Below are 24,183 nucleotides of genomic sequence, written 5' to 3' on the forward strand. Positions count from 1 at the left end.
ACAAGGATGAATATTGCGTACAAGATATACGCAAAGTGCCCAGAGCGATGCTAGTATTTTCCCTAAACCCTTTCAGAAAACATAAGCGTTCGGCGTACAAAAAACAGAGATTTAAAACGAAGTGTCGCTTACGTGGTCGATGCTTTTGTTGGCTTCAGCTTCTGCTTCGGATTTCTGAGCTTCCTCTAGCGGCTCGTAATATACATCTAAGACCGTTTGATATACGGAGTCGCGATTGAGTTCCACCTCTTCATATCCGGTTGAGCTGTTGTAGCTACGCTCACCCTCTAATGTGGTTATTTCAAAATCGTCTATACCATGATTAAGGAATGTAGAAGCCAAATAAGTAAATTCAGGTATACCTATGTTGGTTGTTGAATACTCAGACACAGTATTGAATACATCAACCAAAACACCAACATTTCCCTTAGCCTGATCAAATGCTTTCTTGGCATAAGCGTTTAAGAATTGCTTTTGCCTATCAAGCCTACCTACAGCAGAGTTGCTAATGCCGGTATTTCTATACTGAACGTAATAGTATGCTTTCTTACCAGTAAGATTGTATGTCTGCCCTTCTTTTATGCCAGCAGGCGGAACGTCCATTAAAGCTTGAACTTCAACGCCCCCTACCGCATCTGTAAGAGGAGCCACACCATTAACGTTTAAAACATAGTAATAAGACATAGGAATGTTATAAATAAGACTAGAAACTGTATTACACACATTCTCTGCTGAATGTTCAAAGTCTGACCCATAGGCAAATGCGGTAGCTATTTGCATTCGGACAGTATCGGCATACTCGTCGCTCTTGTTGTAATTGCGTTGAATATCTACCATAGTGTCACGCGGAACTGAAATTATATCCATCTTGCCAGAATTAGTGTCGATAGCAAGAACCATAATAAGGTCGGTTTGTCCATTTAGATTCTTACCATCGCGCCCATCGTGCCCGAGCAACAAAATGGATGTCATGTCGTTCTTACGCTTGTACGTTACACCGTTATATTCAACAGTCTGACCGTTATCATACGATACGGCATTTTCATTAACGTCTATATTACCCTGCTCAACAAGGTTAGATTTACCCATATTAAGTGCCAAAGCTACAGCCCCTACACCGCAGAGCAAAATACCACAGAAGCATGCAGCTATTACGGCTGCTATGCGTTTCTTAGAGCGCTTTTTCTTGGGCTTTTTAGCGTTTTGCGAAACCTTAGAATTTACAGCCTTAGAATTCGGTGTTTTATTGGCACTCTTAGGCTTTGTAGCCATTACAGGCAAAACAGCCGTAGAATCGGATTTTGGCTCCTTGAGATTTTTGTTAGGCTTGATATCCTGAACAGGCTTTATTGCTTTAGTTTTATCTGCAGCTTTTTTATTTTTTGGAGCTGGATTTGGTTTATATGGATGAAATTCCTCTATGCCCGCAGTTTTAGCAGAAGCTTTTACAACCTTATCACTCTTAACAGAAGCTGCTTTATTGGTATTCTTTGGCTTCTGCTCAAAATTAGACTTTTGCTTATGCTCTGCAGGTTTTTGCGCTGCAGGTTTCTGCTTTTTGGCATGAGTAGCAGTCGCTGGCTTATTAACTGCCTTTTTTGGCGACTCTTTGGGTATAGAGGTACTCTCTATACCCATTTTGTCGAACTTCAAAGAATCAGCCTTAGCACGCTCCCACGCTTTCGCTATAGCCTCTTCTTTGCGGCGGCTAGTCAGCGACTTATTACTCTTATTATTTCCGTTAGCTTTAGGCATTTGCTTCGCGTAAAGTTTCTTCCTCTATAACCTCGGGCTCTTCTATATTAATCTCTTGAGTATTAGTGTCTTCAACATTGCGAAGAACTGCAGTTACTAAATAACGTGCATTATCGTTAGCAGGTTGTGTGCAGGTGCTAAGAACTAGCAATTTATCCTTCTCTGGATCGAGCGGAGTCTCTAAAGTACGCACCTGTTTATTCATAGAATCGGGGTTTTGAACCTTATTAAAGAAATCGGTACGCTGAGCAATGTTAGACATATCGTATTTCATAAGGATATGCTTGTTGTCGTTTTCAAAAGCCGACACTACCTCGTAGGTATAGCGCTGCGTTGGAGTGTATACATAAAATGTTGGATGCTCTTCAAAGAATTTTGCATCCTCAAATTTATGCAGAGTGGTAAACATTTCTTCATTATCGGTAAACGTGTGTCCATACACAACTGTTACAGGGTCTTGAGTTAAGTCTTTAGAGTTAAATTTACCCTGCGAATAAAGAGCGCCAAGTCTGTCGGACGAACCATCAACATTCATTTTAAGATAGAAATTGTCTTGAGAAGGATGTTGCAGGATAGGCAGGTTCACGTTTGTATCGTCAACAACTATCCATGCATATATATTGTCGTTGCGGTTTAGCCATTCGTTCCAATTTACCGGGTTTTCTATTCCCGCATCAAATTCCGATTCCTGCGCGCCGCCATCAATATTTGTAGAATCAGATTCGCTAGCCTGCCCTGCACAACCCGATAAAAAGGTAATAGACAAGGCGCACACTAAAGCAATAACTGCACCTATTAATACCTTTAATTTTATATTTGCCTTAGATAAAGCTGACATTTCCTTGCCTTCCTGCTCTAAACATGCCTTACTAAGATGTTATATGTGCTATTCATGCGTTCATATTAATGAATGAATTGCGCATATAACATCTGGTGGCTTAGACGATGCAAAAAATTCATAATGAAAAAGGGGCTGACCAACTCAACCCCTTCTCCACATGAAATCGCGAAATCATGCATCTTTCTAACTTATTAAAACTTAAATTAGCAACCTGTCTTCGGAGAAACAGCGCCATCCTGCGGCACTGCCTCATAGCCCTCTAGACCCTCGGTCAGGAAGAACGAGAATGCAGAGAACTGATCCACATTGATGTTAACGGTGCCATCAGCATTGACCTTAACAGTCTTCTTCTGGATTTTGCCATCCTCATGCAGGATTACATAAGTAACGGTCTTGCCACCATAGTATTCGTTCAGGTAAACGCTAACAGTAGCAGTCTTGTCTTTCTCAACTTCACCGTTGATTACAAAAGCAGTGATGCAGGTACCACCGTCTTGCTCAATCTTGCTACACTGGGCATTATAATCCTGAACAGCAGCTTTGATAGTGGTGTTATTAGGATCTGCGGCAAGAACAGAATCTACAACATCCCAAGCGGCAGCGCCATAACTGCCACCATAGAACTCATCATCAAAAGTCTTAACCGTAATGTCGCCCTTGACATTTGTTATTTCTAGACCCTTAGCATTGGTATCATCTTTAAACTCAACAGTAGCCTTGCCATCTACCACAGGGGCTTTAATGCTCTGAGCAGCAAATGCCGCAGTAGGCATAGCCAGAGCAAGAGCAAAGGCGACAACAGAAGCTGTTATCTTCTTTTTCATCCCTCATACCTTTCATTAGATTTACATTTTTTGAAAGATGCACATTCACATGCAGCTAAGACTCTAAACCCCCGCGCGCACTTTTGTCAACCGAGATTTCCAAATATTGTGGTTTGCGGTTCCCGAGCCACTATTTAGCAGCCTGAACAACACATCCCAGTGTAAATACATATTTACATATTATGCCAAACGCGAAAATATACACCCAGAAATTCCTGCTTCATTCGCCATGCATATGGCGTTCAATAAACAGAAAGACAAGACTGCATTTATGTATGTTTCTATTTCTTGGTTTTGCGCATAGGCTTCTTGGCGGCTTCTTCATCTTTAGCCGGACAATCGAAGTTTGGACACAGTTTCCATGGACCGCGCGCAGTTTTCACCACAACCATTGGCGCTGCGCAATGTTCACATACATCTTCTGTAGCCATAAGATCGCCATATTGCGGAAGCGGATAGCGCGTGTTGCATTCATCAAAGTTTTCGCAAGTAACAGAGCGCTTAAGCGTTTTTGGATTACGCCGCGCTATCATATTTGAATCTATGCCTTTTTCCTTGCATACCGGACACTTGCCCACCACAAGCTCTGGCTCTTGGTTTGTTGCACACTGTGGATTAATACACACAATGCGCGGCTTCGATCGAAATGCTGTTACTTTCACCTGAGGCATACCGCAAGTAGGGCAAACTTCCTCTACGGATTCTATTTTGCCCTTAGGCAACGGATACGTTACATCGCAATCGGGCCAACCGGCACAACCAATAAACATACTCTTGGTCTTGCTGGATGCCCTTATCTGCAAATCGTTTCCGCATTTGGGGCATTTCCCAACATATGCATCGGCTGCCACCGCATCTTTTAGCGCTTCGGCAACCTCGTCGGAATGAGGCATCAACCCCGCCAATTCGTGCGCCAGCAAATTACGAGATTCCATAACAACTTCAGCTTTTGTCTGTTTGCTTTCCGCAATGTGGTCCATCTCGGCTTCCAGTTCAGCCGTCATTTCAGGATGCGTAATGTGCGGCGCAAAGCGATCTAGCGCATCAATTACCGCTATTCCTAGCTGCGAGGGCTCTATTGGGTCGTTCATTATATATTTCACGTTATAAAGACGCTCTATTATTGAATGGCGAGTAGATTTTGTGCCCAACCCCAGCTTTTCCATTTCCTGAATAAGCTTGCCTTGGCTATACCTAGCTGGCGGTTTTGTCTGGTCTTGCTTTATGCTGGCACCATTAAACGCAATAGTTTGCCCCGCATCCATGGCGGGAAGTTGCTCGTCTTTCTTCAAGCCATACGGATATATTTCGCGAAAACCAGCTTTCACCAAAACATCTCCCTTGGCAACAAATTGCTGGTTGCGCACATCTAACACTACTTTGGTGCCTTCAACAACAGCGCCCTCGGACAAAGTAGCCAAAAAGCGCCTAGCTATTAGATTGTATAGCTTGTATTCAGCTGGCTTCAAATCGTCTGGCGTGGCTCCTTTTGTAGGATAAATTGGCGGATGGTCTGTAGTTTCTTTCTTGCCGCGCGTAGCAACAAGCTTACCCTTTGCCAGCAACTTCTGACAATACGGCGCATATGCCGGGTTCTTCTGCAGCGCCTGCACTACTTCCGCAAGGTCTAATGTGGATGGATACACCGTATTATCGACGCGAGGATACGAAATATAGCCATCCATATATAGGCTTTCTGCCATGCGCATCGTGCGCGCGGGCGATATTCCCTCGCTTGCAGCGGCAGCCATTAACGACGTGGTGTTAAACGGTGCCGGTGCAGCCTGCGTGCGTTTTTTCTTCTCGACATTGCTAACAATGGCACTTTTAGCGCCATCTACTGCAGCCATTACCGCATTGGCTTCTTCTTCGTTTTTGAAGCGGGCTGTGGCATGCGGTGCCTCAAATTCGTCTTGCGCATCGGTTGGTCCTGTTTGCGCCGTAGCATCGAAAAAGCCCTTAATTACCCAGTAGTCTTCCGGAACAAAAACCATGCGCTCTTTCTCGCGCGTAACAATAAGCGCCAGTGTAGGCGTTTGCACGCGCCCGGACGAGCGCACGTTTCCGTAACCCGCAAATTTCACTATAGTTAAATAGCGAGTAAGCGCAGCACCCCAAATAAGATCGATATCTTGCCGCGTTGCCCCAGCATCGGCAAGAGCGGTATCTATGTCTACCAAATTTGAAAAAGCGCCTTCTATTTCAGGACGTGTAAACGACGAATACCTAGCGCGCAGCGCAGGAGATGTCTTATTAACTTCCCTACAACAATAAAGCGCGTCAGAGCCAATAAGCTCACCTTCGCGATCGAAGTCGGTAGCAATTACTATCTCGTCAGCCTTTTTCGCCAAATTCTTCAGCGAACGGATTATGTCTTTCTCTTTCGGCAGCTTTTCTATGGGCGCGTAAGCCAAGTAAGGTAACGCCTCCATCTTCCAGCCTTTCAGATCTACGCCATCTACAGAAAACGGTTTCTTCTTTTTAAATGGCGGCTTGGGAAGACTGTCGGGAATTTCGGCGGGCACCGCTTCGCCTTCAGCAGTAATGCCCTGCCATCCGCCTTTCTTTTTGTATACCAACTGTGGCGTGAAGTCGGGCTCTAGAATATGCCCGCGCAAACCTATGGTTACGCATTCTTCTCCGCCCGATTCGAAACGATATACAGGGGTGTTGTACACTTTTTCCTGTTTCGGTGCTTTATTTGAAAGCAGGCGTGCAATCTGTTGCGCTGCATCGTTTTTTTCTGTGATTATGAGCTTCATATGCTTCCTTAGGTATAATCACTAACTTATCGGATGATAAGCATACACAATTTTGTCGATTGTGTCGTTGTTGCTAAACTTGGTTTACATGCGAATGACCACTTTACAATACATGAGGACAAACGCACATGAAAAAAGTTCTGAAATTATTGGCAGTATTAGTTATAGCGGTAGTGCTGGTTTTAGGCGGCGGCATTTTGCTGGAGAAAGCCGGCATAGAAACTCCTATATCTGGCGTAGCAAATAAAGCTGCCAATACAGCACTAGATGCATCGGGCATAAAGAGCAAAGTCGATTCAGCGCTGCGCAGCAATGCGAGCAAAATTGCTGAAAAAACCGGACTGCCGGTGTCTAGCGTAAATAGCATGATAGACAATTTGAATATTGAAAGCTGGCAAGTAACAAACCTGCCAGCTGACGCAACAGCCACAGGAACTACCAGTATGACCTATGATGGCGTGTCCGCTACTGTAACTACATACGATGATCCGTCAGTTGTCACAGTAGATACAGGCGCTGGCGAAGTAACGCTTGAAGTGCCCGCTTCCGCGCAAGACTACATTGGCTATTTAGGATATTTGTAAGCTACGATGCTTGCGCCGCTGCTGGAGTTTTAGTACCCGAGGCGGCGGCTGCTTCTGCTTCCGCTTTCGCTTCTGCTTCCGCTTCTGCCGTTTCGCGCTCTAACACCCGCTGCATAGCCAAAATAGCGCATTCTATCTGCGAATCGTCTGGCTCGTTAGTTGTTAAGTACTGCATCTGCATGCCGGGCCACAGAATTACCTTCACCAAAGGATTATCTGGGTGCGATCCGGCCCATTTCACTGTTATTTCGTAAGATATGCCCGCTATTACTGGCAAAAATAGTATGCGAACCGCTATAACAAGCGCCAATTTCGGCAACCCATCGGGTATACCCCACGCACTAATTAGAGCATTAACGGGCACTATGGTGTACACAATAATTGCAATTATTAGCACCATTATCAGAAATGCCGTACCGCAACGTACATGCAACCGCGGAAACGACCGCGCGTTTTCAGGCGTTAGGGCAAGCCCATGTTCGTAGCAATGAATAGTTTTATGCTCGGCTCCGTGATACATAAACATGCGTCTAATGTCTTCCATGCGCCCAATCAGCCATATGTAGAAAATAAACACAGCAACGCGCAATACACCGTCAACTATGTTCCAAAGTACGGTGTTGCTATCGTATTCACCCACTATAAGATTTGTTATAGCCGCCGGAGCTACTATAAATAACACCACGCCCAACACAACACCAAGTATCATCGAGAAAGTCATAGCGCCTTTGCCGATGCCATCTTGTGAATCTGGGCGTGCATCGCTTGATTCTGCATCTTTATTGGATGCAGTTTTTGCCTCCAATTCAGCAGCAACAACTTCCGATGCACCCAACGCAGTAGATTCCGGTTCAAACTGAGACTCTAGTGAATCAACCATTTCATTTGCCTGCGTACGCTTTTCTTCTTCGGCATCTTCATCGCCAAATGCGTGCTCAGCTGCAATTTCTAGCGCCTTAAACCCTAAACCCAACGACTCTACTAGCGCCGTACAACCACGTACAAGCGGCCAGCGCAACCATTTGTGCTTTTCTTTTCCAGAAGCTAAGTCGTGCTCTTCAAGATAAATATTGCCGTCTGGCTCTCGCACGGCTACTGCCCAATTGTATTTACCACGCATCATTATGCCTTCAAGCAAAGCTTGACCCCCCACATGGGTCTTCAGTTCGCCGTCTTCAGCAAATGCGCGCTTCAAATCGCTGTTTTTCTTTTTATTCTCAGTCACTTTACTATCAACCACTTTTCGTTGTCTGAATGTGTTTTTAGGTATTTTAATCGCGTTTTATGCGAGGATACGGATCTCCACAAGACATCTTTCCTTCAACACAACCGCTGCGAACACACGGAGCGCCCGCATCCATAAAAATAAACGGTGCCACAGGTTTAACCAACTGCAACATCTTATGCGCTAGCTCTCTTATTTCCCACTGAGCACGATTGCAGCAACGCAGCTCAAAAAAATGCAGAAGTTCGCGCGCATTCATAGTAACTACAATTTTTGTCTCTACCGCATTGGGCAATATGAACCGCGCATCTTCGGCGGGAATGCCAAGCTCTAACATGCGAGAATACGCATCTACTACCACTTCCATAACATTTTCAAACAGCTCATCTGCCTCTGGCACATCGGCAACACTTTGTGGCTTTATGCGCGACAAACCATCTTTGAATTTCACATAGCGCTGCGATTGCTGGTTAAAACTAGCCAAGCGATGCCTTACCAGTTGATGGGTTAAAGCGCGCGACACGCCATCTATCGCAAACGTAAAACTAGCGTGTTCAAGCGTTGAGAAATGCCCGCTTTCCATTATGGTTGTAAGTACCGATTTGACCCGATCTTCCGGCATAGTTTCCATCAATTCAGCAGCACCTACTGGCGCATAGCATAGTCTAGCGGCTGTAGCTATAGCACGTTGCGGATCGGGGGTATGATACAGAAGTTCTACTTGCATAAGATTGCTCCTAATTATTGGCGAAGATGCGCCTGTTTGGTTTGCTTTCAGTATATGGACGAATACGTACTTACGCATTTAGGCATTGCCGAAAGGCGCGGTTTTACGGCAAAGTTTTCGCGCTGCGCACAAAAACGAATGCTTAGTACGCGCTGCGCACAAAAACGAATGCTTAGTAATAATTCAAAATGGTAACACGTTTAACAATGTCGGGGTTTAACTGCGCAATATGATTAGACTTTTACATATAGACTTTTAATTAGAGGAGGAATGAGCGAAATGCTTAACAATAAACTTCTTGCATACGGCATTGACTACAACGATGCAATGGATCGCATGGGCAACAACGCTGATTTATATAAGAAACTAGCGATGAAGTATTTGGACAACGAATGTATGGCCGATTTGCAAGCCGCCATGGAAATTCAAGACTTCGATGCAGCATATACAGCAGCACATACCTTAAAGGGCGCGTCTGGCAATCTTTCGTTTAACGAGTTGTACGAAATTTCAGCATCTGAATCTGAGGCACTTCGCGAAGGCGAATATCAGGCTGCCGAGGAAATGCTAAGCGATGTAAAGGCAGCGCACGACAAAGTTATAGCCGGACTAACCAAATGGGCAGACGACGAATTGTAGCCTATTAACTATTCTGCCGATTCTGACGCATTAGAACCTGAACCGGTGGAAGTATCGGTAGTGGTGGTATTGTTGCCGCCACTACCGGAACTGGTTTCTGAAGCGGTACCAGAACCTGCCAAGGTGCTTGCTGAACCACTGTTAGAGCTCTTAGAAGTGCTATTAGATGCGTTGTTCTTTGTGTTCTTTTTCATCTTGCCTGAAGCTACTTCATCATCGTCTTCAAACAAAAGCACTTTCGAAGTGTCTAAATCGGAAGAAGTTGTGTCAGAGGCGGTCATAGTGGATACTACTTCGCTCGGATCGCCGCCTTCGTTGACAATTTTCATCATTTCTTTCGTCTTTTCAGCATCGTTTATAACAAAAGAAATGCCATTGATGGTCTGCGTGTAGGACGGAAGCATAGCTGAATAAATAGTAATGTCTCCGGATTCGGCAAACATCTGTGCAAGCCCAATAACATCTAAAACATCCAAATCGGTTGTAACGCATTTTGATGCCGCATCTATAACGCCGGGAATACCAGTAATTGAAGTCTTTAGCACTTCATCAATAACAGCCTGAATTACTGCACGCTGATGCTTTTGACGTGTGAAATCGCCATCGGGATAATCGCGGTTACGGGCAAATGTAAGAGCTTCGCCCCCGTTTAGGTGCTGCGTGCCTTTTTCTATGATGTAGTGCTTGCCATCGCCATCGTCGCATTTATGGTTATCAATGCGCGATTCATTTTCTACGGTAATACCACCAACCGCATCCACCAGCCCAGCCATATTCTTGAAGTTCACTTCAGCATAATGAGATATTTCTATATCAAGCAGCTTTTCTGCGGCATCTATACAAGCAGCCGCACCACCAAAGGCATAAGCAGCGTTAAATTTTTGAGTGCCATGACCTTTAAGTTCAATTTTCGTATCGCGCGGAATAGAAACCATTGTAAGTTGCTTATTTTCCGGATCGACACGCACAACGATATTAGTATCGCTACGCGAGCCCATACTGGAATTCCCTTCGCGACTATCAGAACCGATTAGCAACATATTAAATGGCTTATCCAGCGATGTGCCATATCCCAGCGCATCATCAATGTTGAGCAGTTCTTCATCTGTTTTATCACCGCGGGTAAGCTGGTTGTTAATGTGATTCATGTAAAGCGCAAAAGCTGTACCTCCACCCAACAAAACCACAAGAAAAGCTGCCACAACAGCAATAGCAATACGCTTGCCCCTATGCGCCATACGCGATGCCTGATGATACGCTTGCGCATCACGGGCATATTGACCAGCAGACCCTGCTGCCTGCCTTATCTGATACTGTTGATTAGATCTGTTATTGTTATTCGAACCATAAATAGACATTAGCAATTTGCTCCTGTTTTAATTTTAAGATGCGAATTTTTAAGATGCCATTATAGACCATGGCAGGTAATTAGCTGGTTATTTGCAAAAACTACGAAAACGTCCACGCCCCCGAATTACTTTTCAGATTTAGATGCAGCCATAAGCAACAGACATTACAATTATGATTGTTTACAATTACAAAAAACAAACCGACTAGGAATTACCCTTGCAGGCATACATCCCCGATATAGCAATAGTCATAACCACCTATAAACGGCAAGAACTCTTGCGCGGTCTTCTTCAAAGCATTCGCGAATTGGAAGTAGGACCTGCTGCCATAGTGGTGGTAGATAACGAAAAATCAAGTGAAACAGAGGCAATAGCCGCACAGTTTAGCGTAGAGCGCTATGTAGCTATGGAAAACAACACCGGTGGAGCAGGTGGTTTTTCGCGCGGAGTAGCCGAGGCTTATCAAATGGGGCACAAGTGGTTTTGGCTTATGGACGACGATGTAGCCGTTTTACCAAACGCCATTGAAGAGTTGGCGAAGTGGACCTTAAAAACCGATACCGATTTAGCAAACGGCATTCCAATTAGCCAAACCGTAGGCGCTTTTCAACCTGCTAGGCGCAACTACGACAGTTCGTTTTTCTACTGGCAATACAAATTCTCTACTAAATTTGGGATGCAAAACCCACTAGCCAGCGCTAAGCACGTACAATCCCAGCCAAGCACACCCATAAATTGCTTATGTTTTGAAGGTGGATTAGTGCACAGGCGCGCAGTAGAAGAGGCTGGTCTGCCCGATGCGCGCTTCTTTATATATGCCGACGACACTATTTATGGATACGTGCTTTCGCAGTATACAAAAATGCTTTTCATAAACGATTACACCCTTATTCGTACCCGCACAATGCAAACTATGCGCGTAGGCAGCGCACGTAAGCTAACCCCTGCATCTGATATGTCGCGTTATTACATTATGAGAAACCGCGGATATATGGCTAATTACTTGAAATTGTACAGACAATACAACCCGCTATTTTTTAAGCTAGGTACAGCTTATACACTCGCAAAAGAGCTAGTTCGCTTGTTTGTCAGCGGCAGTACTGCTGACAAACGAAGCAGTCTGCGTGAACTTCGCCGAGGCATGCGCGATTCGCGCGCGATAAAACATGATGCGCAATGGCATCCATATAGCAAAGTGTGTTCACTCCCGCATACAGAAGCCTAACTCTAAGGGTATAATCTTAAACATTACTGTCTTAATCATGTGCGAAAAGCGCTGAGGAAGGGAATACGGCATAGCTGATGAATTGGCTGGAATGCGGCATTTTACTTGCCGTCGCTATCGCGGCCACAATAGCATGCACGCCTTTAGCTAAGCGCATCGCTTTCATAACAAATGCGATAGATTATCCAGACCAACGACGAATCAATACTAAACCCATTCCCCGCATGGGCGGCGTAGCTATATTCATCGGTATGATAGTTAGTATAGCGGTGCTGAAAATAGGTACAGAGTTTTTCGGCTGGATAGACCCATTTTATTCCTATCTTGGATTCGATATTAACTACTGGCTGCTATGCGCCGGCGTAATATTTATGTTCACAGTTGGTCTGGTGGATGATATAAAAAACCTATCGGCTAAGGTGAAACTAGTTGGGCAAATTATTTCGGCATGCTTAGTAAGTGCGTCGGGGCTTTTGCTGTCGAATATACAAAATCCTTTTATTGAAGGCGCATTCATAAATTTTGGATTGTTTTCTTACCCTATAACCGTCTTTTATTTAGTGGCGTTCGCCAATATTATTAATCTTATTGACGGTCTAGACGGACTGGCTTCAGGAATTAGTGCCATATCGGCAGCCACAATATTTACGTTTGCTGTACTGGCCCACCGCCTAGATGCCGCGATACTGGCAATCATAATAATTGGAGTATGCATAGGGTTTCTGCGCTACAACTTTAACCCAGCTTCAATTTTCATGGGCGATTCTGGAAGCCTGCTTTTAGGGCTAACTCTTGGTATTGTGTCGCTTTTAGCTGTTGCACGTTCAACGCTGTTCATATCGCTTATGGTGCCCATAATGGCGGCGGGCGTTCCTGTTATAGACACGGCGATGGCAATAATTCGCCGAGTACGAGCGCATCAACCGATAGACGCACCCGACCGCGGGCATATTCACCACAGACTGCTAAGCGCCGGTTTTAGTCAGCGGAAAACAGTATTAATAATGTGGGGATGGACAGCGCTTTTGGCTATATGCAGCATTATGATTGCAGAAACAGACGGACTTTTCAGAGCAGCTGTTATAGTATTAGCTGCAGCAGTTACAATTTTCTTCATAATGAAGCTACATTTACTAGACCCTGTGCTGTTGCACCACTACAATCCTCGCACCATGAAGCCTATAGAAGACGGCTCTCAAGAAGACGAAAGCGAATAGTCGCTAAGTTTGCGCCCGCACACAAGAACTCCCCTATCAGACATTGCAATACATGCTTCATCTGCAGAAGAATCGGTGTAGAAAACTTCTATTTTGCCTTCAAGCCCAGCTTCACGAAGACGCTGTGCTTTTTGCTTGTCGCGACAATTCGGACCTAATAATTTGCCCGTATTTGAATCTACTTTTGATGCTATAAGACCCACACCTAAACGCTTGCAGGCAGGGCGCAGCAAAAATTCTGGTGAAGCCGAAGCAACCATATCTCCCGGCTTTATAAGGCTGGCTACTTCCTTTTTTATTTTGTGCCAATGAGAATCCCAAAATTGCGCAACAAGCGCATCTGTATTATCTATCCGTTGAAGAAATGTGTAGAAACGCCCTTTAAATTGGTCTAGCGATATGCGCTTTGTTATATATAAAGTAGCCGCCGCTGCCTGAGTGGGCAGCGCAAAGGCGCATGCTGGACATTTCCGCAGCGCAAACTTATAGAAATCTACCGTTGAATCGCCATCATATATAGTTCCGTCAAAGTCGAATACTTGCATTCTGCGCTCCTGCGCGTCTATGGCATATACACGCCAATAATCATAACAACAACCCATAAAATCATTAGCACAAGAAGTGGCTTGTCTCCCAAAACCACACCGATTGGGTCGCCATCGGATGCGGTGCGCTCTATGCAAAAGCTATAACGCATGCATGCAAACATTGCTAACGGGATTCCAGCCACAAGCGCCAATTGACCAATACTGTATCCGAGATAAGCAACATCCATTCCTTGAAAAGTCCACAATGAATAAAACACAAGACCAAGCCCTAGATAAACATACATGTTCTTATCTAGGAACGATTTGTCGTAGCGCATAAGCGAGGCGCGCGCAGATGTTCCAAAACGCTCTATTTCGCCGCGGCGTTTACCTAAAGATAAAAATACCGAAAGCGACAACACTGTAAGGAATAACCAAGACGATACTTCGATGCCGCAAAAAGCGCTGCCGAACAAAATACGCAGCAGAAAGCCCACTGAAAGCATAGCTATATCTAATATAGGTACATTTTTACACCCAAAGCTATAGGCTATATTCAAAACTGCGTATGCTATCAAAAACAAAATTGCAAGTGGCGTTTGCTGGGCACAAGGAATGCAAAGCACCACAGCCAACACCGCAAAAACGCACGCCACAACTATTGCTGGTGCTGTACTAATAGCCCCGCTTGCAATAGGGCGTAAGCATTTTGTAGGGTGTGCGCGATCGTTTTCCGCATCGCGAATATCATTTACAACATATATTGCAGATGCCATAAAGCAAAACGCAAGAAATGCAACTATTCCCTGTATTAAAGCGTCTGGTTGTACCGCACGACCCGAAAACAACAAAGGAAAAAGCACCAGCAGATTCTTTAGCCAGTGCTTTACCCTAAGTAGTTTTAGCCATTCGCACACGAAAAATCTACCCTGCTAATCTATATTCAGTAAGAAGCGGCGTGCCGGTAACAGAAAGCTCGCTTTCGGCACCGGGCGCTATAGTAACTTTGTAAGTATACGTAGCGCTTTTGCCCACATTTAGCTTAGATATAGCTCTTATTACTTGCACGTCGTTGTACGTGTCGGAAATGATGGTTGCTCCGGCATCGTCTTGCAAATCGGTTATAGAACCACCACTGGGAGCCACAAAGTAAACCCAAGGATGTATATCGCCTTCCGCCCACGGATAATAGGTATCGCGACCTATGATGTAGTTGCTGCCTTTCTTGCACTCTTGCTCAGTTAGGCTATTTGTTACCGTGGTGGTAGCTGAATAAGTTACGGTACCATCCGCATTTGTTACGGGAGACGCAAGTTCGGTGTCGATATCTAAATACCATCCAAGTTTAGACGGTGTCATTATTGATGTGTATATCCCCAATTCTGGCGCTTGAACACTGCCACCAATACTGCCAGAACAATTAAGCACGCTAAGTTGTGCCTGTTCAGCCTCGTCGGTTAACCAAACCATAAATTCGCGCGTTTCCATATCGGCAAAAATTACTTTTGCAAGTTCGGTCAAACCACCCGATCCTAAGTTTGCAAAAAGATTAGACATGGCTTTTGCGGCGGCTTCCGCAAAGAGCAAGTCAATCAATTCAGCATTTTTAGCCGCTTCTTCATCGGTTCCCAGATATTTCCAATAAAGGTCGTGTTCTAGCACCTTCGTTGCATTTGTGCCATCTAGCATGGTGCCGTCAGACAGCGTAATAGCACCCGATATTGCCAGCACATCTTGAACAACGCTAGGAGTTATCGAAATTACGCCATCGACCGGATCGCCGCGATCGGCATATACTTGCGCCCAAATAGATGCCACACGCTCGAAGTCGGGAATAGCTCCTAAGTCGTTCGTGCGCTTAAGGTGATTTTTCTCGTCGTCAAACAAGCGGCGCTCTACATCGGTAATATTTGCATTTGCGGGCATAGCAGATTCTGGAAGCGCGTCGTATACATTCGTGAAATCTTCCATAGAAATAAGACCGTTTTTAATTGACATAAAGCCAATAGAGCCGGGGAAACCACCAGCCGCACGCAATTCTGCAGAATTCTGAGCGGCTATCATATACGAACGGTCGCCTTCTGAACCTAGCAGCATGCCTATAATTGGAGCCAGCGAACTAAGTTGCTGGAACTTGTCGTTCAGCGGAGCAATTTTTTCTTTCGCCCCTCCAAAACTATTCTGTATTTGCGACAAATGGAAATCGGGAAGCCCTTCTATCATATCTGTACATTTCTGCATTGAAGGCGCAGCTGCTTCCACAGAATCGAGAAGTGTATTCATAGCATCTATATTTATTGCGCCATCTGCGCCTATTAGTGCGCTTAGCGGTGTTGCCTGCAAAGCAGAAGTTAGTGGAATAAGCGCATCGTTTGTGGCTATTTGCAACGCACTAACAGCCACGCGCACATTACGAATGTCTTCGCCAACCACAGGAAGAATGGAAACGGCACTCCATATAGGATTGCTTAGTTGCTCTTGAATATCGTCAGCTGTGTTTTTAGCATCTATCGCAGAATTTACAGCCGCCGTATATTCCTGAGCTTTCACGCTGTCCATAACAGAATTTATATCCGTCATTGCCTGCGATGCTTTTTGTTTCAGCTCGGTTGCTTGACCTGCCGCAGCAAAAGCAACTCCACCGCAGCAAAGCCCTAGTACAAGTACAACGGCAACCACCACAATGGCTATTTTCTTGCCTTTACCCATGCGCTTTTTTGGAGGCATTTCCGGAATGCGACTTGAATTGTAAGTATTTGCGCGAGTGTTGGCATAGCGCGGATTTGTGCGAATGGGCGATTGTCTGCTAGCTGCATCAACGCGACCATAGCGTGCAGATGAACTTTGAGCAGCCCTATTCGTGGTCCTATTCGCAGACCTATTCGCAGACCTATTCGCAGCCCCATTAGAACTAGTTGATCTTGAACTGGCTGGTCGGGAATTTACCTTTGGACGCGATGTAGAAGATGAATCTCTATAAGGACGACCTGTAGCTGTACGTCTCGCATTATCGCGATTTGCACGCGGGTTATTTGACATAAATACTCCTACTATCAAAATGCCAGAAGCGCAAACCTCTTGACAGTCAATTCAGTGGCGGATGTGCGAGACTTGAACTTTCAAGTTTAGGCGCGAAAGACCAGCACTTCAAATCTTGCACTTCCATTTACCAAAATCCAACGGACAGAGTAATGCCTATTTTAACCCATTGTCTTTATCTTTACCGAAAGGAGAAAGACATACATAGTTTTGAAGCTATTAGAAAGCCGAAACTTTTACATTGTAGTTGCCCGTAATAAACACCGATTGCGAAAACAACTCTCCTGCGCTTCCAAGGTCTTTTTTCATTTCTATTCCTCTTTGCCGCAACCAAATTCAAGATGAAGTGGACAAGCAAGCTCATAGCTTGCAATTATCAAACATCAAGCACCATTAATAGCGTTTGTCAAGTTCTTTTTGAATGGCTATTGCGTAGGAGTATTTGACAAAGGTAAGATATTTTTTCACACAGAGAAAGGAGTGAACATGGCAAATGTAATCGATGTTGCTGCATACATTTTAGAGCGAATCGGTAATGTCACTACCATGAAACTCCAAAAATTAATTTACTATACGCAAGTTCGATACTTAATTATGAATGGAGTTCCTCTATTTGAGAACCGTATAGAGGCATGGGCTAATGGTCCCGTTGTCCCCGATTTATTTCGAGTTCACTCCGGCAAATATATGATTAGCCATGAAGAATTGATACTGTCGAACCATACATCCGCGCTGACAAACACCCAACGTTTGGCGGCAGATAAAGTAGTTGACCTCTTCGGAGGATACTCTGGCGAACAGCTTCGAGAGATGACGCATTCAGAAGCGCCTTGGGCTAATGCGCGAAAAGGTTATAAACCTGATGAACGATGCCATAATGAAATCACAATAGAAGCAATGCTCGATTTCTACACATCGCCCATATGCCTAAATCCCATTGCATGCCAGCCAAATGAAGAGTAGATACAGCAAGAGAGAAATTAGAAGAGCTGGCGAGGCACTAGCTGCCGGCTCTCTTTCTGAGCGCAAAAAGAATGCTGCTTTACAAATGGTCGGGCATTGGAGAGCTGCCCATATGGAACCATTACATAAAACTCTTTCGATGTTAGAAGAAGTCTGCGGACAAAATGAGTCAACTATATTGGTTAGTCGGATGAAGCGTATTGACACAATTATCAATAAACTGCGCCGACCTAGATACAACTTCACTTTAAGCACACTTCGAGATATAGCTGGCTGCAGACTTATTGTCAAAAACGAGGAAGATGTTCGCAAGATTTCTGAAGCAATCCAAGCAACAGGACAATACTATGACATCAAAGATTATATGCTTAACCCAAAATCATCTGGTTATCGCGGCATCCATCTGATCTGTCGCCATGATGCCAAATCTTTCGGCTATGAAAACCTTAATGTAGAAGTTCAGGTTCGTTCATTCCTGCAGCACGATTGGGCAACCGCCGTCGAAATATACGACATGATATCCAACGCTAATCTTAAATTCGGCAGCGGATCTAATGAGCAAAAACGCTATTTCCAACTTGTTTCTGCAATTATGAACGATGCTGTTATCAACAGAAACGAATCTATAGATGAATTGAGACAACTAGATAAAAAGCTTAATATACTTGCTTCATTACGCGAAGTTATGAATTCCATGTACGTTGTATATAACAGTAAGAGCGATATTAATAGATCAGATAGCTGTCTAATTACAGTTGATGTTGGTGTACAGCAAATCAACCTAGAGATTTTTCCAAGTGATCAAGAAGATGATGCTGCTGCCAGATATACCGAACTAGAAAGCAGCGCACAAGATGGTCTAGTTTATTTATTAGCCCGAGCTGGTTCATTAGAAGACTTGCGACGAGCTTATCCTAACTACTATTCCGATATTTCTGTATTTGTTAGATGGTTGGATAGCTGTATTGAAACAATGCCGAAGATGTAAAATGTCCCGGCGCGCAGCGCACAAGCATGCACCAATAAACAGCACGCTGAACCCATCGAAGGCAAACGGTGAATCGGAGGCATACCCCAAACATGGTTTACTTCATTCGAGAGCATTGGATGCTAGCAGCTGCGGCGTTGGCGGCGCTGACATCCATGCTTGCGGTACCGCCCGACGAGGCTTACCTTGGGTATTTCGACTGGAAGACCATAGGGTGTTTGTTCTGCGTGCTAGCTATGGCAAACGCGCTGCGCCGTATTGGGACATTCGATCGCATAGCGCGTATGGCTATAGCCCGTCAGAGCAGCCCTCGGACGCTAGCACTTACTATCGTCCTCATCACGGCAGCCTTTTCTATGGCTTTCACCAACGACGTTGCCCTAGTTATTATGCTGCCGCTGTCCGCGTCAGTGTTGGTAGAGCTCAACCAGACGCGGCTAGTTCCCGCAGTGTTTGCGCTGCAAGCCCTAGCAGCCAACCTGTGTGGAATGGTGACGCCGTTCGGCAACCCGCAAAACCTATACATCTACTCGCACTTCCATCTAGGGTTGGTCGAGTTTCTAACAACAATGATTCCACCTTTCCTGCTCTCACTCGCTGGAGTGATTGCCGCTACTATACTCGCAACTGGCAAAACAGCCACAGGAAACCGAAATAAGAAAGAGCCGCAAGCGCCAGCCACAAAACCTTTCTCCCCTCAAATGTCAATTGACCGGCGGCGCCTTTCGACCTACGGGTTCCTCTTTGTCGTCACCCTGATGGCTGTATTCCGCATCGTGCCCACAGCCGCAGCCGTTGTTGTGATTGCAAGCGCACTCGCCATTGCCGACCGCAAGGCCTTGGTCGAAGTAGATTATGCGCTACTCGCCACATTCATGTGCTTCTTCGTTTTTGCGGGAAATATGTCGCGCTTGCCAGCCATGGGTGATTTCCTCGGTCCGCTGATGGATCGATGGGGTTTGCTCGTCTCTGCCTGCACCAGTCAGGTGATAAGCAACGTCCCAGCAGCCGTGGTGCTGTCCCATTTCACGGAAGCATGGCAGCCGCTGCTCGTGGGCGTGAATATCGGCGGCGCCGGGACGTTCGTAGGGTCGCTAGCTAGCCTCATAGCTATACGGTATTTTTCCCTAGCGCGCAAGGTGTTTCCCCACCTTCGCGCTGACGACGCGCCTACGATGGGACACTTCCTTCGTCTATTCGGGCTGATGAACGCTGCCTTTTTCGTGATGCTGCTTGCTTTCTGCTAGAGTTGAGAGAAGCAGATCGAAGCATACCACGGAGCATAGAGTATGCCGTCGCGCACCTCAAAGTTCGATCGACACAACACGATTCCGCGGTCGATCTCATATCCGGGCGCATGCATCGCTTTCGCCAATGACGCGTGTGTAAGGTAGTCGCGCCCTGACTTCACCTCAAGCGCAACGATGCCATTCTCGCCCTCTATCAGGAAATCGACCTCGCCTGCCTTGCGTGACATAAAGTAGTACGGCTCGAACTGCGCAGCCACCAGCTCCTGCGCGATAACGTTCTCAAACACGCCTCCCATGTTCACGGTGCGACTATCCTCATAGATCGCACGTGCTAGGCTTTGCGAAAAGCGCGCAACAAGCATGCCCGTGTCGGATTGGTAAAGCTTGAAGTTGGATGCTTTTTGCGTGCGACGAAGCGGCGGACGCGGCTCGGTTACACGGTTGACTTTCAGCCCAACCCCCGCACGGGTAATCCAGATAAAGTCCTGCTCGAAGCGATCATAGCGGGCGGTTTTGTCAAGCGAGGTTACAGCAAACTTCACATTCGTCTCTTCAAGCTGCACCGGCAATTCGTCGAATATTGCCTGAACTTGCAAGGCGCGGCGTCCGGCGTACTGTGAGATATCATAGGCGTACTGGCGATTGAGTTCGAGCTGTAGCGGACGTATGTGCTCCAATGTTCCCACATCTGCAAACTGCTGTACGATCTCGGGCATCCCGCCCACAATTACATACGAACGGAAAGCGGCAATCAATGTATCGTGGATATATTTTTCCAGCGGCTTTTGGTCCAAGAAGGCTTGACGGGTCGCATCGAGCGGCGAGGTAGTGGGAAGGGTAGCCCAGCAGAATTCCTCGAAGTCGAGCGGACGCATCTCTATCTCGGTAACAAATCCGACGGGAAACGATCTAACCCCCTTAAACGCGGCTCCCAGCATAGATCCTGAGAATGCGTAATCGAAGCGACCGTCTTCCACTAGAAATTTCGCATATGTCATGATATCGGGCGATTCTTGGATCTCGTCGATGAATATAAGCGTGCTGCCATCGACAGGCTCGGTACGAGCAATAAGCATCAAACGGTTTATGAAATCCTGCGTATCCGTTGCGCGGGATAGCGATTGTTGGGCGGCTCGGTCTTCAAGCAGATTGATCTCGATTAGCGCCTTGTACTGCATCATGCCAAAATGGCGAATAATATAGCTCTTGCCTATCTGGCGTGCTCCCGTTACTAGAAGCGCTTTGCGCTTTCGCTGCTGACTTGACTTCCAATCGATAAGTTGCTGGTAAACCTTACGTTTGAGCATTTTGCATCCTTTTAAAGGTTAGTTTTGCGACAAAATACATGAATTCATTATAGCGTTTTGTAACAAAATGCAGTGTTTCGCGAGAAAACCATTTTCTGCGGCACATCGTTTTTGCAAAAAACAGGAGCCAAAATACCCCTGACTCGACTTTTAATGGCGGGCTGTACAAGCGACAATGGTCTTCGGGTCATCGTGTATATATCCGAAACTTTTCTAATTCGCAGAACTACTTTTCGAGTCGCGCAATGGCCCAATCGATAGCCTTCAGCACATTAGGATTATCGATGCAAGCTTGCGCCTCGCGAAGCGCCGGAAGGTGACGAGGGTCGCCCGTATTACCCAACGCAACGGCGGCATTGCGACGAAAGATATCCATGTCTTTGATGTAGTTGTACATGATGGGGCGCACGACTTTTTCGTAGTACACCTCATCCAACACAAGGATCCTCTCAAGGTCGAATTCCTCGGCAAGAATTTCCAGAAAAGGATCCTTCTCGGTTGCGCGCTTGAGCACATTATGATTGCGCGGGCATTTCACCTGACACACATCGCATCCGTGTATACGCTCGCCCATATCGATCCAGATATCTTCCTGCGCACCGGGGGCAAAACGTTGGTTGTTGAACAGGATGCAGCGATCAAGGTCGAGCTTGCTCGGTCCAATGATGGCGCCGGTAGGGCAAGCTTTGGCGCATAAACTGCATCCCTCAGGGCAGCCATTGCGCACTTCCGAACCGCTGGGTTCAAGTTCCCTGTCCACCAAAAACGTTACGAGAATAACAAAAGAGCCATCTTGCTCAGTGTATGCGAAGTTGTTGTTCCCGAACGTCACAATGCCTGCTTCCGCACATGCGATGCGTTGGGGTACAACAAACTGGTTGCGTTCGATGCGCATGCCCAATCCCTCAACAAACGATGCCAGCGCTTCGATTTGGAAAGCATGAACGGTGCCGGGCTGCGGCGAATACACGCGAGCCAAATAAGTACGTGCCACAGAACGAGTCAAAATCTCCGGGTAGTCTATCGAAGAAAAGCCTAGCGTGGCGCAAACGATGCTTTTCGCCCAAGGGTTAAGCGTTTTCGCTTTGCTAAGGCGAGTTATCAGGGCATCGTCAGCCTCTGCAAATATCTCGTAGTTGGAACGCGATCGAGCTTCTTCGAGATACTCGGGATAATCTCGAAGAGCAGAGAAGCCGACGTTGGAGAATCCAAGCTCTAGTCCCTTTCGCACTATCTGCTTCTCTATGCTGGACATGGCATCTCCTGAGTTCGCGCCTAGCATTAATGTAGCCATTATAGGTGAGTTGCTATCTCCAATCGCAATTTCCGATGCAGACGAATCCGAGTCCGCGTCAAGTTAACGAACCTAAGAATATGGCATATAGGCTGAAAATCATCTTCAGTGCAAATATGAGGGCATATAGGCAGAAAAGCATGTAGGATTCTCACTTGACATTCCTGTTCAGGCAAGCTTTTTCTAGGAAAAAGTCAGTTATGAACAGGTGTGAGCAGTGTCTATCTCAAAATGCAGCATTTGCGGCAGCAAAATGTCAAAGAACAAATTCACTAAAGCAGAAAAGCAAAAGTGAAGATGCACCTTATGCGGAGGCTCTAGTGTTAGGAAAAACGACACCTCCGCAAGATGGCTTAAAGTGTTTGCTGGATGGCTTTTAGGTAAACTCTCTCAAAGCTGCCGCTAGATTACGATTCAACTCATCCGCATACTAGTTCAAAAAAGTTAGAAAAATGGTCAAAACTTCCAGCTTTCCATGGTCATAGTGCCACATAGCTAACTTGAATTGTGGAGGACACTGGGCAAACAGGGTTCTTCAATTCTATTTTGATTCGTAATTGGCGTAATTTGGCATTATAGACTGTGGAAAGTCGGAAGTTTTGACCATTTTTCGCCTAAAAAGTGACGAAGGCAACACACGGTCTGGTTTGGTCAGAGTTCCACAACAGCACTTCTTACCCATTTGCGATGGACTGAGCCTTACACACTTTTCTGCCTATATGCAAATATGAGCAACGTTGAGTTCAGGGTTGTTCAGCCTGATACGTATCGCTTGTTCCAAGTTGCCGACCTCGTTTGCACTTTGGAATTACACTTCAGGATAAAAAGATTTGCTTGATAAAAGCCCAGAGTCGAAAAGAGCTCTGAGGGGAGTTTTAATGGCGGGATGTACGAGACTTGAACTCGCGACCTCCGACGTGACAGGCCGGCGCTCTAACCAACTGAGCTAACACCCCGCATTCACGGTTGCTACGCCTTGCGCAGCCCGATAATTATACCAATATATAAAAATCGCACAACCCTTAATCTGACGAATTTTGCGCGATTCGGTTTATGGACACTATGCAAAGGTCGTTCGGCGCAACGCCATTTATTTTCAAAAGATCTATACATGCATCCAAAAATATATCTGCACGCAACGATCCGGTAGGTTTCGCCTGCAACGTAAATACAACCGAATTACCCGATACGCACACATCTCCCACAAGAAATTCGCGTACCTCTAATACTTTGCGCTTCTTTTTGCGAACCACCTCTACCGTGTCGGGAATTTCCAAGCCTCCAACACTGGCGCTAAGTAATGCTTCATAAGTGCTAACCGGGCAAGCCACCGATGCAGCAGCTGCACTAGGTTCCACGTATTCGCAAGCGGTAGGCATTAAATCCGGTGCACTAAAATTCCGCAACGCTTCCAAAGCTTTCTTTGGCGCTAAATAGCTGGTAAGGAAGATGTCGAAAAATTCCGCATTGCCACCCACGCCCACAGGAAGTGCCGCACCAAAAGCTATGCGCATATGCGGCGAAAACCCATTAGTTACTGCAAACGGAAGCCCGGCGCGTCGAACTGTACGCTCAAGTGCGCGAGCCACTTCCAAATGTGAAAGCATTGCCAATCTGCCCGACTTCGAATAAGTAACGCGCAAGCGAAACAGTCTAGGGTCAGCCAT

At 45.9% G+C, this 24,183-nt stretch carries 20 protein-coding genes and 1 tRNA gene; 7 read left to right on the plus strand and 14 right to left on the minus strand.

Features of this window, described 5'->3' with window-relative positions; genetic code table 11:
- Positions 1-111: 111 nt before the first annotated feature.
- From G7Y37_RS02895 to G7Y37_RS02910, 4 genes are all read right to left on the minus strand, one after another.
- The gene (locus G7Y37_RS02895; protein WP_165061544.1) at positions 112-1,755 is read right to left on the minus strand and encodes an LCP family protein; all 1,644 of its coding nucleotides are present in this window, start codon (positions 1,753-1,755) and stop codon (positions 112-114) included.
- Positions 1,748-2,593, minus strand: a complete 846-nt coding sequence (locus G7Y37_RS02900; protein ID WP_165061547.1) for a class B sortase — start codon at positions 2,591-2,593, stop codon at positions 1,748-1,750. The genes G7Y37_RS02895 and G7Y37_RS02900 overlap by 8 nt, the downstream gene beginning before the upstream one ends.
- A 206-nt stretch (positions 2,594-2,799) precedes the next feature.
- Entirely contained in the window at positions 2,800-3,420 is a 621-nt protein-coding gene (locus tag G7Y37_RS02905; protein WP_165061550.1) for a hypothetical protein, read from the minus strand.
- A gap of 281 nt (positions 3,421-3,701) precedes the next feature.
- Complete coding sequence (locus tag G7Y37_RS02910; protein ID WP_165061554.1) at positions 3,702-6,182, minus strand: DNA topoisomerase I; 2,481 nt, start codon at positions 6,180-6,182, stop codon at positions 3,702-3,704.
- A gap of 128 nt (positions 6,183-6,310) precedes the next feature.
- Here G7Y37_RS02910 and G7Y37_RS02915 point away from each other — a divergent pair, with 128 nt between their 5' ends.
- Positions 6,311-6,766: a hypothetical protein gene (locus tag G7Y37_RS02915; RefSeq protein ID WP_165061557.1), complete on the plus strand. Its 456-nt coding sequence runs from the start codon at positions 6,311-6,313 to the stop codon at positions 6,764-6,766.
- Between the two features lies 1 nt (position 6,767).
- On the opposite strand, the gene G7Y37_RS02920 is transcribed toward G7Y37_RS02915, so the two are convergent.
- Together G7Y37_RS02920 and thyX are read right to left on the minus strand one after the other, a co-directional pair.
- A complete protein-coding gene (locus G7Y37_RS02920; protein WP_241155980.1) occupies positions 6,768-7,991 on the minus strand; it encodes a DUF1385 domain-containing protein in 1,224 nt (407 codons plus the stop codon).
- A 46-nt stretch (positions 7,992-8,037) separates the two neighbouring features.
- Positions 8,038-8,718 carry an FAD-dependent thymidylate synthase gene (thyX, locus tag G7Y37_RS02925; RefSeq protein WP_165061560.1) on the minus strand — a complete coding sequence of 227 codons (681 nt, stop codon included), beginning with the start codon at positions 8,716-8,718 and terminating at the stop codon, positions 8,038-8,040.
- 279 nt (positions 8,719-8,997) lie between these two features.
- On the opposite strand from thyX, the gene G7Y37_RS02930 reads away from it, so the two are divergent.
- Positions 8,998-9,357, plus strand: coding sequence for an Hpt domain-containing protein (locus G7Y37_RS02930; RefSeq protein ID WP_206214073.1), 360 nt, complete (start codon positions 8,998-9,000; stop codon positions 9,355-9,357).
- An 8-nt stretch (positions 9,358-9,365) separates the two neighbouring features.
- Here G7Y37_RS02930 and G7Y37_RS02935 read toward each other — a convergent pair whose 3' ends face one another.
- Entirely contained in the window at positions 9,366-10,715 is a 1,350-nt protein-coding gene (locus G7Y37_RS02935) for an LCP family protein (RefSeq protein WP_165061566.1), read from the minus strand.
- A gap of 208 nt (positions 10,716-10,923) precedes the next feature.
- On the opposite strand from G7Y37_RS02935, the gene G7Y37_RS02940 reads away from it, so the two are divergent.
- Together G7Y37_RS02940 and G7Y37_RS02945 are read left to right on the plus strand one after the other, a co-directional pair.
- A complete protein-coding gene (locus G7Y37_RS02940; protein ID WP_165061569.1) occupies positions 10,924-11,931 on the plus strand; it encodes a glycosyltransferase in 1,008 nt (335 codons plus the stop codon).
- Positions 11,932-12,008: 77 nt separating this feature from the next.
- A complete protein-coding gene (locus G7Y37_RS02945) occupies positions 12,009-13,148 on the plus strand; it encodes a glycosyltransferase family 4 protein (protein WP_165061572.1) in 1,140 nt (379 codons plus the stop codon).
- Here the strand turns inward: G7Y37_RS02945 and G7Y37_RS02950 are convergent.
- Genes G7Y37_RS02950 through G7Y37_RS02960 form a run of 3 tightly spaced genes read right to left on the minus strand, consistent with a single transcriptional unit; the run spans position 13,127 to position 16,714 of the window.
- On the minus strand, positions 13,127-13,693 hold the full coding sequence (locus G7Y37_RS02950; RefSeq protein WP_165061575.1) for a haloacid dehalogenase-like hydrolase: 567 nt from the start codon (positions 13,691-13,693) through the stop codon (positions 13,127-13,129). The genes G7Y37_RS02945 and G7Y37_RS02950 overlap by 22 nt on opposite strands.
- 17 nt (positions 13,694-13,710) lie before the next feature.
- Positions 13,711-14,592, minus strand: coding sequence for a decaprenyl-phosphate phosphoribosyltransferase (locus G7Y37_RS02955; protein WP_165061578.1), 882 nt, complete (start codon positions 14,590-14,592; stop codon positions 13,711-13,713).
- Between the two features lie 7 nt (positions 14,593-14,599).
- On the minus strand, positions 14,600-16,714 hold the full coding sequence (locus G7Y37_RS02960; protein WP_165061581.1) for a DUF4012 domain-containing protein: 2,115 nt from the start codon (positions 16,712-16,714) through the stop codon (positions 14,600-14,602).
- Positions 16,715-17,200: 486 nt separating this feature from the next.
- Between G7Y37_RS02960 and G7Y37_RS02965 the strand changes: the two genes are divergently transcribed.
- The 3 genes from G7Y37_RS02965 to G7Y37_RS02975 all read left to right on the plus strand — a co-directional run bounded on the left by G7Y37_RS02965 (position 17,201) and on the right by G7Y37_RS02975 (position 19,912).
- Positions 17,201-17,677 (plus strand): Panacea domain-containing protein, encoded by a 477-nt coding sequence (locus G7Y37_RS02965; protein ID WP_165061584.1) that lies wholly within the window; start codon positions 17,201-17,203, stop codon positions 17,675-17,677.
- A 112-nt stretch (positions 17,678-17,789) separates the two neighbouring features.
- The gene (locus G7Y37_RS02970; RefSeq protein ID WP_165061587.1) at positions 17,790-18,665 is read left to right on the plus strand and encodes a hypothetical protein; all 876 of its coding nucleotides are present in this window, start codon (positions 17,790-17,792) and stop codon (positions 18,663-18,665) included.
- A gap of 92 nt (positions 18,666-18,757) precedes the next feature.
- On the plus strand, positions 18,758-19,912 hold the full coding sequence (locus tag G7Y37_RS02975; RefSeq protein WP_165061589.1) for an SLC13 family permease: 1,155 nt from the start codon (positions 18,758-18,760) through the stop codon (positions 19,910-19,912).
- On the opposite strand, the gene G7Y37_RS02980 is transcribed toward G7Y37_RS02975, so the two are convergent.
- The 4 genes from G7Y37_RS02980 to G7Y37_RS02995 all read right to left on the minus strand — a co-directional run bounded on the left by G7Y37_RS02980 (position 19,909) and on the right by G7Y37_RS02995 (position 24,183).
- Positions 19,909-21,222, minus strand: coding sequence for an ATP-binding protein (locus G7Y37_RS02980; RefSeq protein ID WP_165061592.1), 1,314 nt, complete (start codon positions 21,220-21,222; stop codon positions 19,909-19,911). The genes G7Y37_RS02975 and G7Y37_RS02980 overlap by 4 nt on opposite strands.
- Positions 21,223-21,448: 226 nt before the next feature.
- The gene (locus G7Y37_RS02985; RefSeq protein ID WP_165061593.1) at positions 21,449-22,477 is read right to left on the minus strand and encodes an epoxyqueuosine reductase; all 1,029 of its coding nucleotides are present in this window, start codon (positions 22,475-22,477) and stop codon (positions 21,449-21,451) included.
- A gap of 918 nt (positions 22,478-23,395) precedes the next feature.
- Positions 23,396-23,472, minus strand: a tRNA-Asp gene (locus G7Y37_RS02990).
- A gap of 66 nt (positions 23,473-23,538) precedes the next feature.
- Positions 23,539-24,183, minus strand: coding sequence for a TIGR03936 family radical SAM-associated protein (locus G7Y37_RS02995; protein WP_165061594.1), 645 nt, complete (start codon positions 24,181-24,183; stop codon positions 23,539-23,541).

The organism is Adlercreutzia sp. ZJ154 (assembly GCF_011039055.1).
In the GTDB taxonomy this organism is placed as follows: Bacteria; Actinomycetota; Coriobacteriia; order Coriobacteriales; family Eggerthellaceae; genus Adlercreutzia_A.

Coding starts and splice junctions, on each gene's coding strand:
- G7Y37_RS02895 (WP_165061544.1), bottom strand. CDS start 1,755: ATGCCTAAAGCTAACGGAAATAATAAGAGTAATAAGTCGCTGACTAGC.
- G7Y37_RS02900 (WP_165061547.1), bottom strand. CDS start 2,593: ATGTCAGCTTTATCTAAGGCAAATATAAAATTAAAGGTATTAATAGGT.
- G7Y37_RS02905 (WP_165061550.1), bottom strand. CDS start 3,420: ATGAAAAAGAAGATAACAGCTTCTGTTGTCGCCTTTGCTCTTGCTCTG.
- G7Y37_RS02910 (WP_165061554.1), bottom strand. CDS start 6,182: ATGAAGCTCATAATCACAGAAAAAAACGATGCAGCGCAACAGATTGCA.
- G7Y37_RS02915 (WP_165061557.1), top strand. CDS start 6,311: ATGAAAAAAGTTCTGAAATTATTGGCAGTATTAGTTATAGCGGTAGTG.
- thyX (WP_165061560.1), bottom strand. CDS start 8,718: ATGCAAGTAGAACTTCTGTATCATACCCCCGATCCGCAACGTGCTATA.
- G7Y37_RS02930 (WP_206214073.1), top strand. CDS start 8,998: ATGCTTAACAATAAACTTCTTGCATACGGCATTGACTACAACGATGCA.
- G7Y37_RS02935 (WP_165061566.1), bottom strand. CDS start 10,715: ATGTCTATTTATGGTTCGAATAACAATAACAGATCTAATCAACAGTAT.
- G7Y37_RS02945 (WP_165061572.1), top strand. CDS start 12,009: ATGAATTGGCTGGAATGCGGCATTTTACTTGCCGTCGCTATCGCGGCC.
- G7Y37_RS02950 (WP_165061575.1), bottom strand. CDS start 13,693: ATGCAAGTATTCGACTTTGACGGAACTATATATGATGGCGATTCAACG.
- G7Y37_RS02960 (WP_165061581.1), bottom strand. CDS start 16,714: ATGTCAAATAACCCGCGTGCAAATCGCGATAATGCGAGACGTACAGCT.
- G7Y37_RS02965 (WP_165061584.1), top strand. CDS start 17,201: ATGGCAAATGTAATCGATGTTGCTGCATACATTTTAGAGCGAATCGGT.
- G7Y37_RS02970 (WP_165061587.1), top strand. CDS start 17,790: ATGGAACCATTACATAAAACTCTTTCGATGTTAGAAGAAGTCTGCGGA.
- G7Y37_RS02975 (WP_165061589.1), top strand. CDS start 18,758: ATGGTTTACTTCATTCGAGAGCATTGGATGCTAGCAGCTGCGGCGTTG.
- G7Y37_RS02980 (WP_165061592.1), bottom strand. CDS start 21,222: ATGCTCAAACGTAAGGTTTACCAGCAACTTATCGATTGGAAGTCAAGT.
- G7Y37_RS02985 (WP_165061593.1), bottom strand. CDS start 22,477: ATGTCCAGCATAGAGAAGCAGATAGTGCGAAAGGGACTAGAGCTTGGA.
- G7Y37_RS02995 (WP_165061594.1), bottom strand. CDS start 24,183: ATGGCTGACCCTAGACTGTTTCGCTTGCGCGTTACTTATTCGAAGTCG.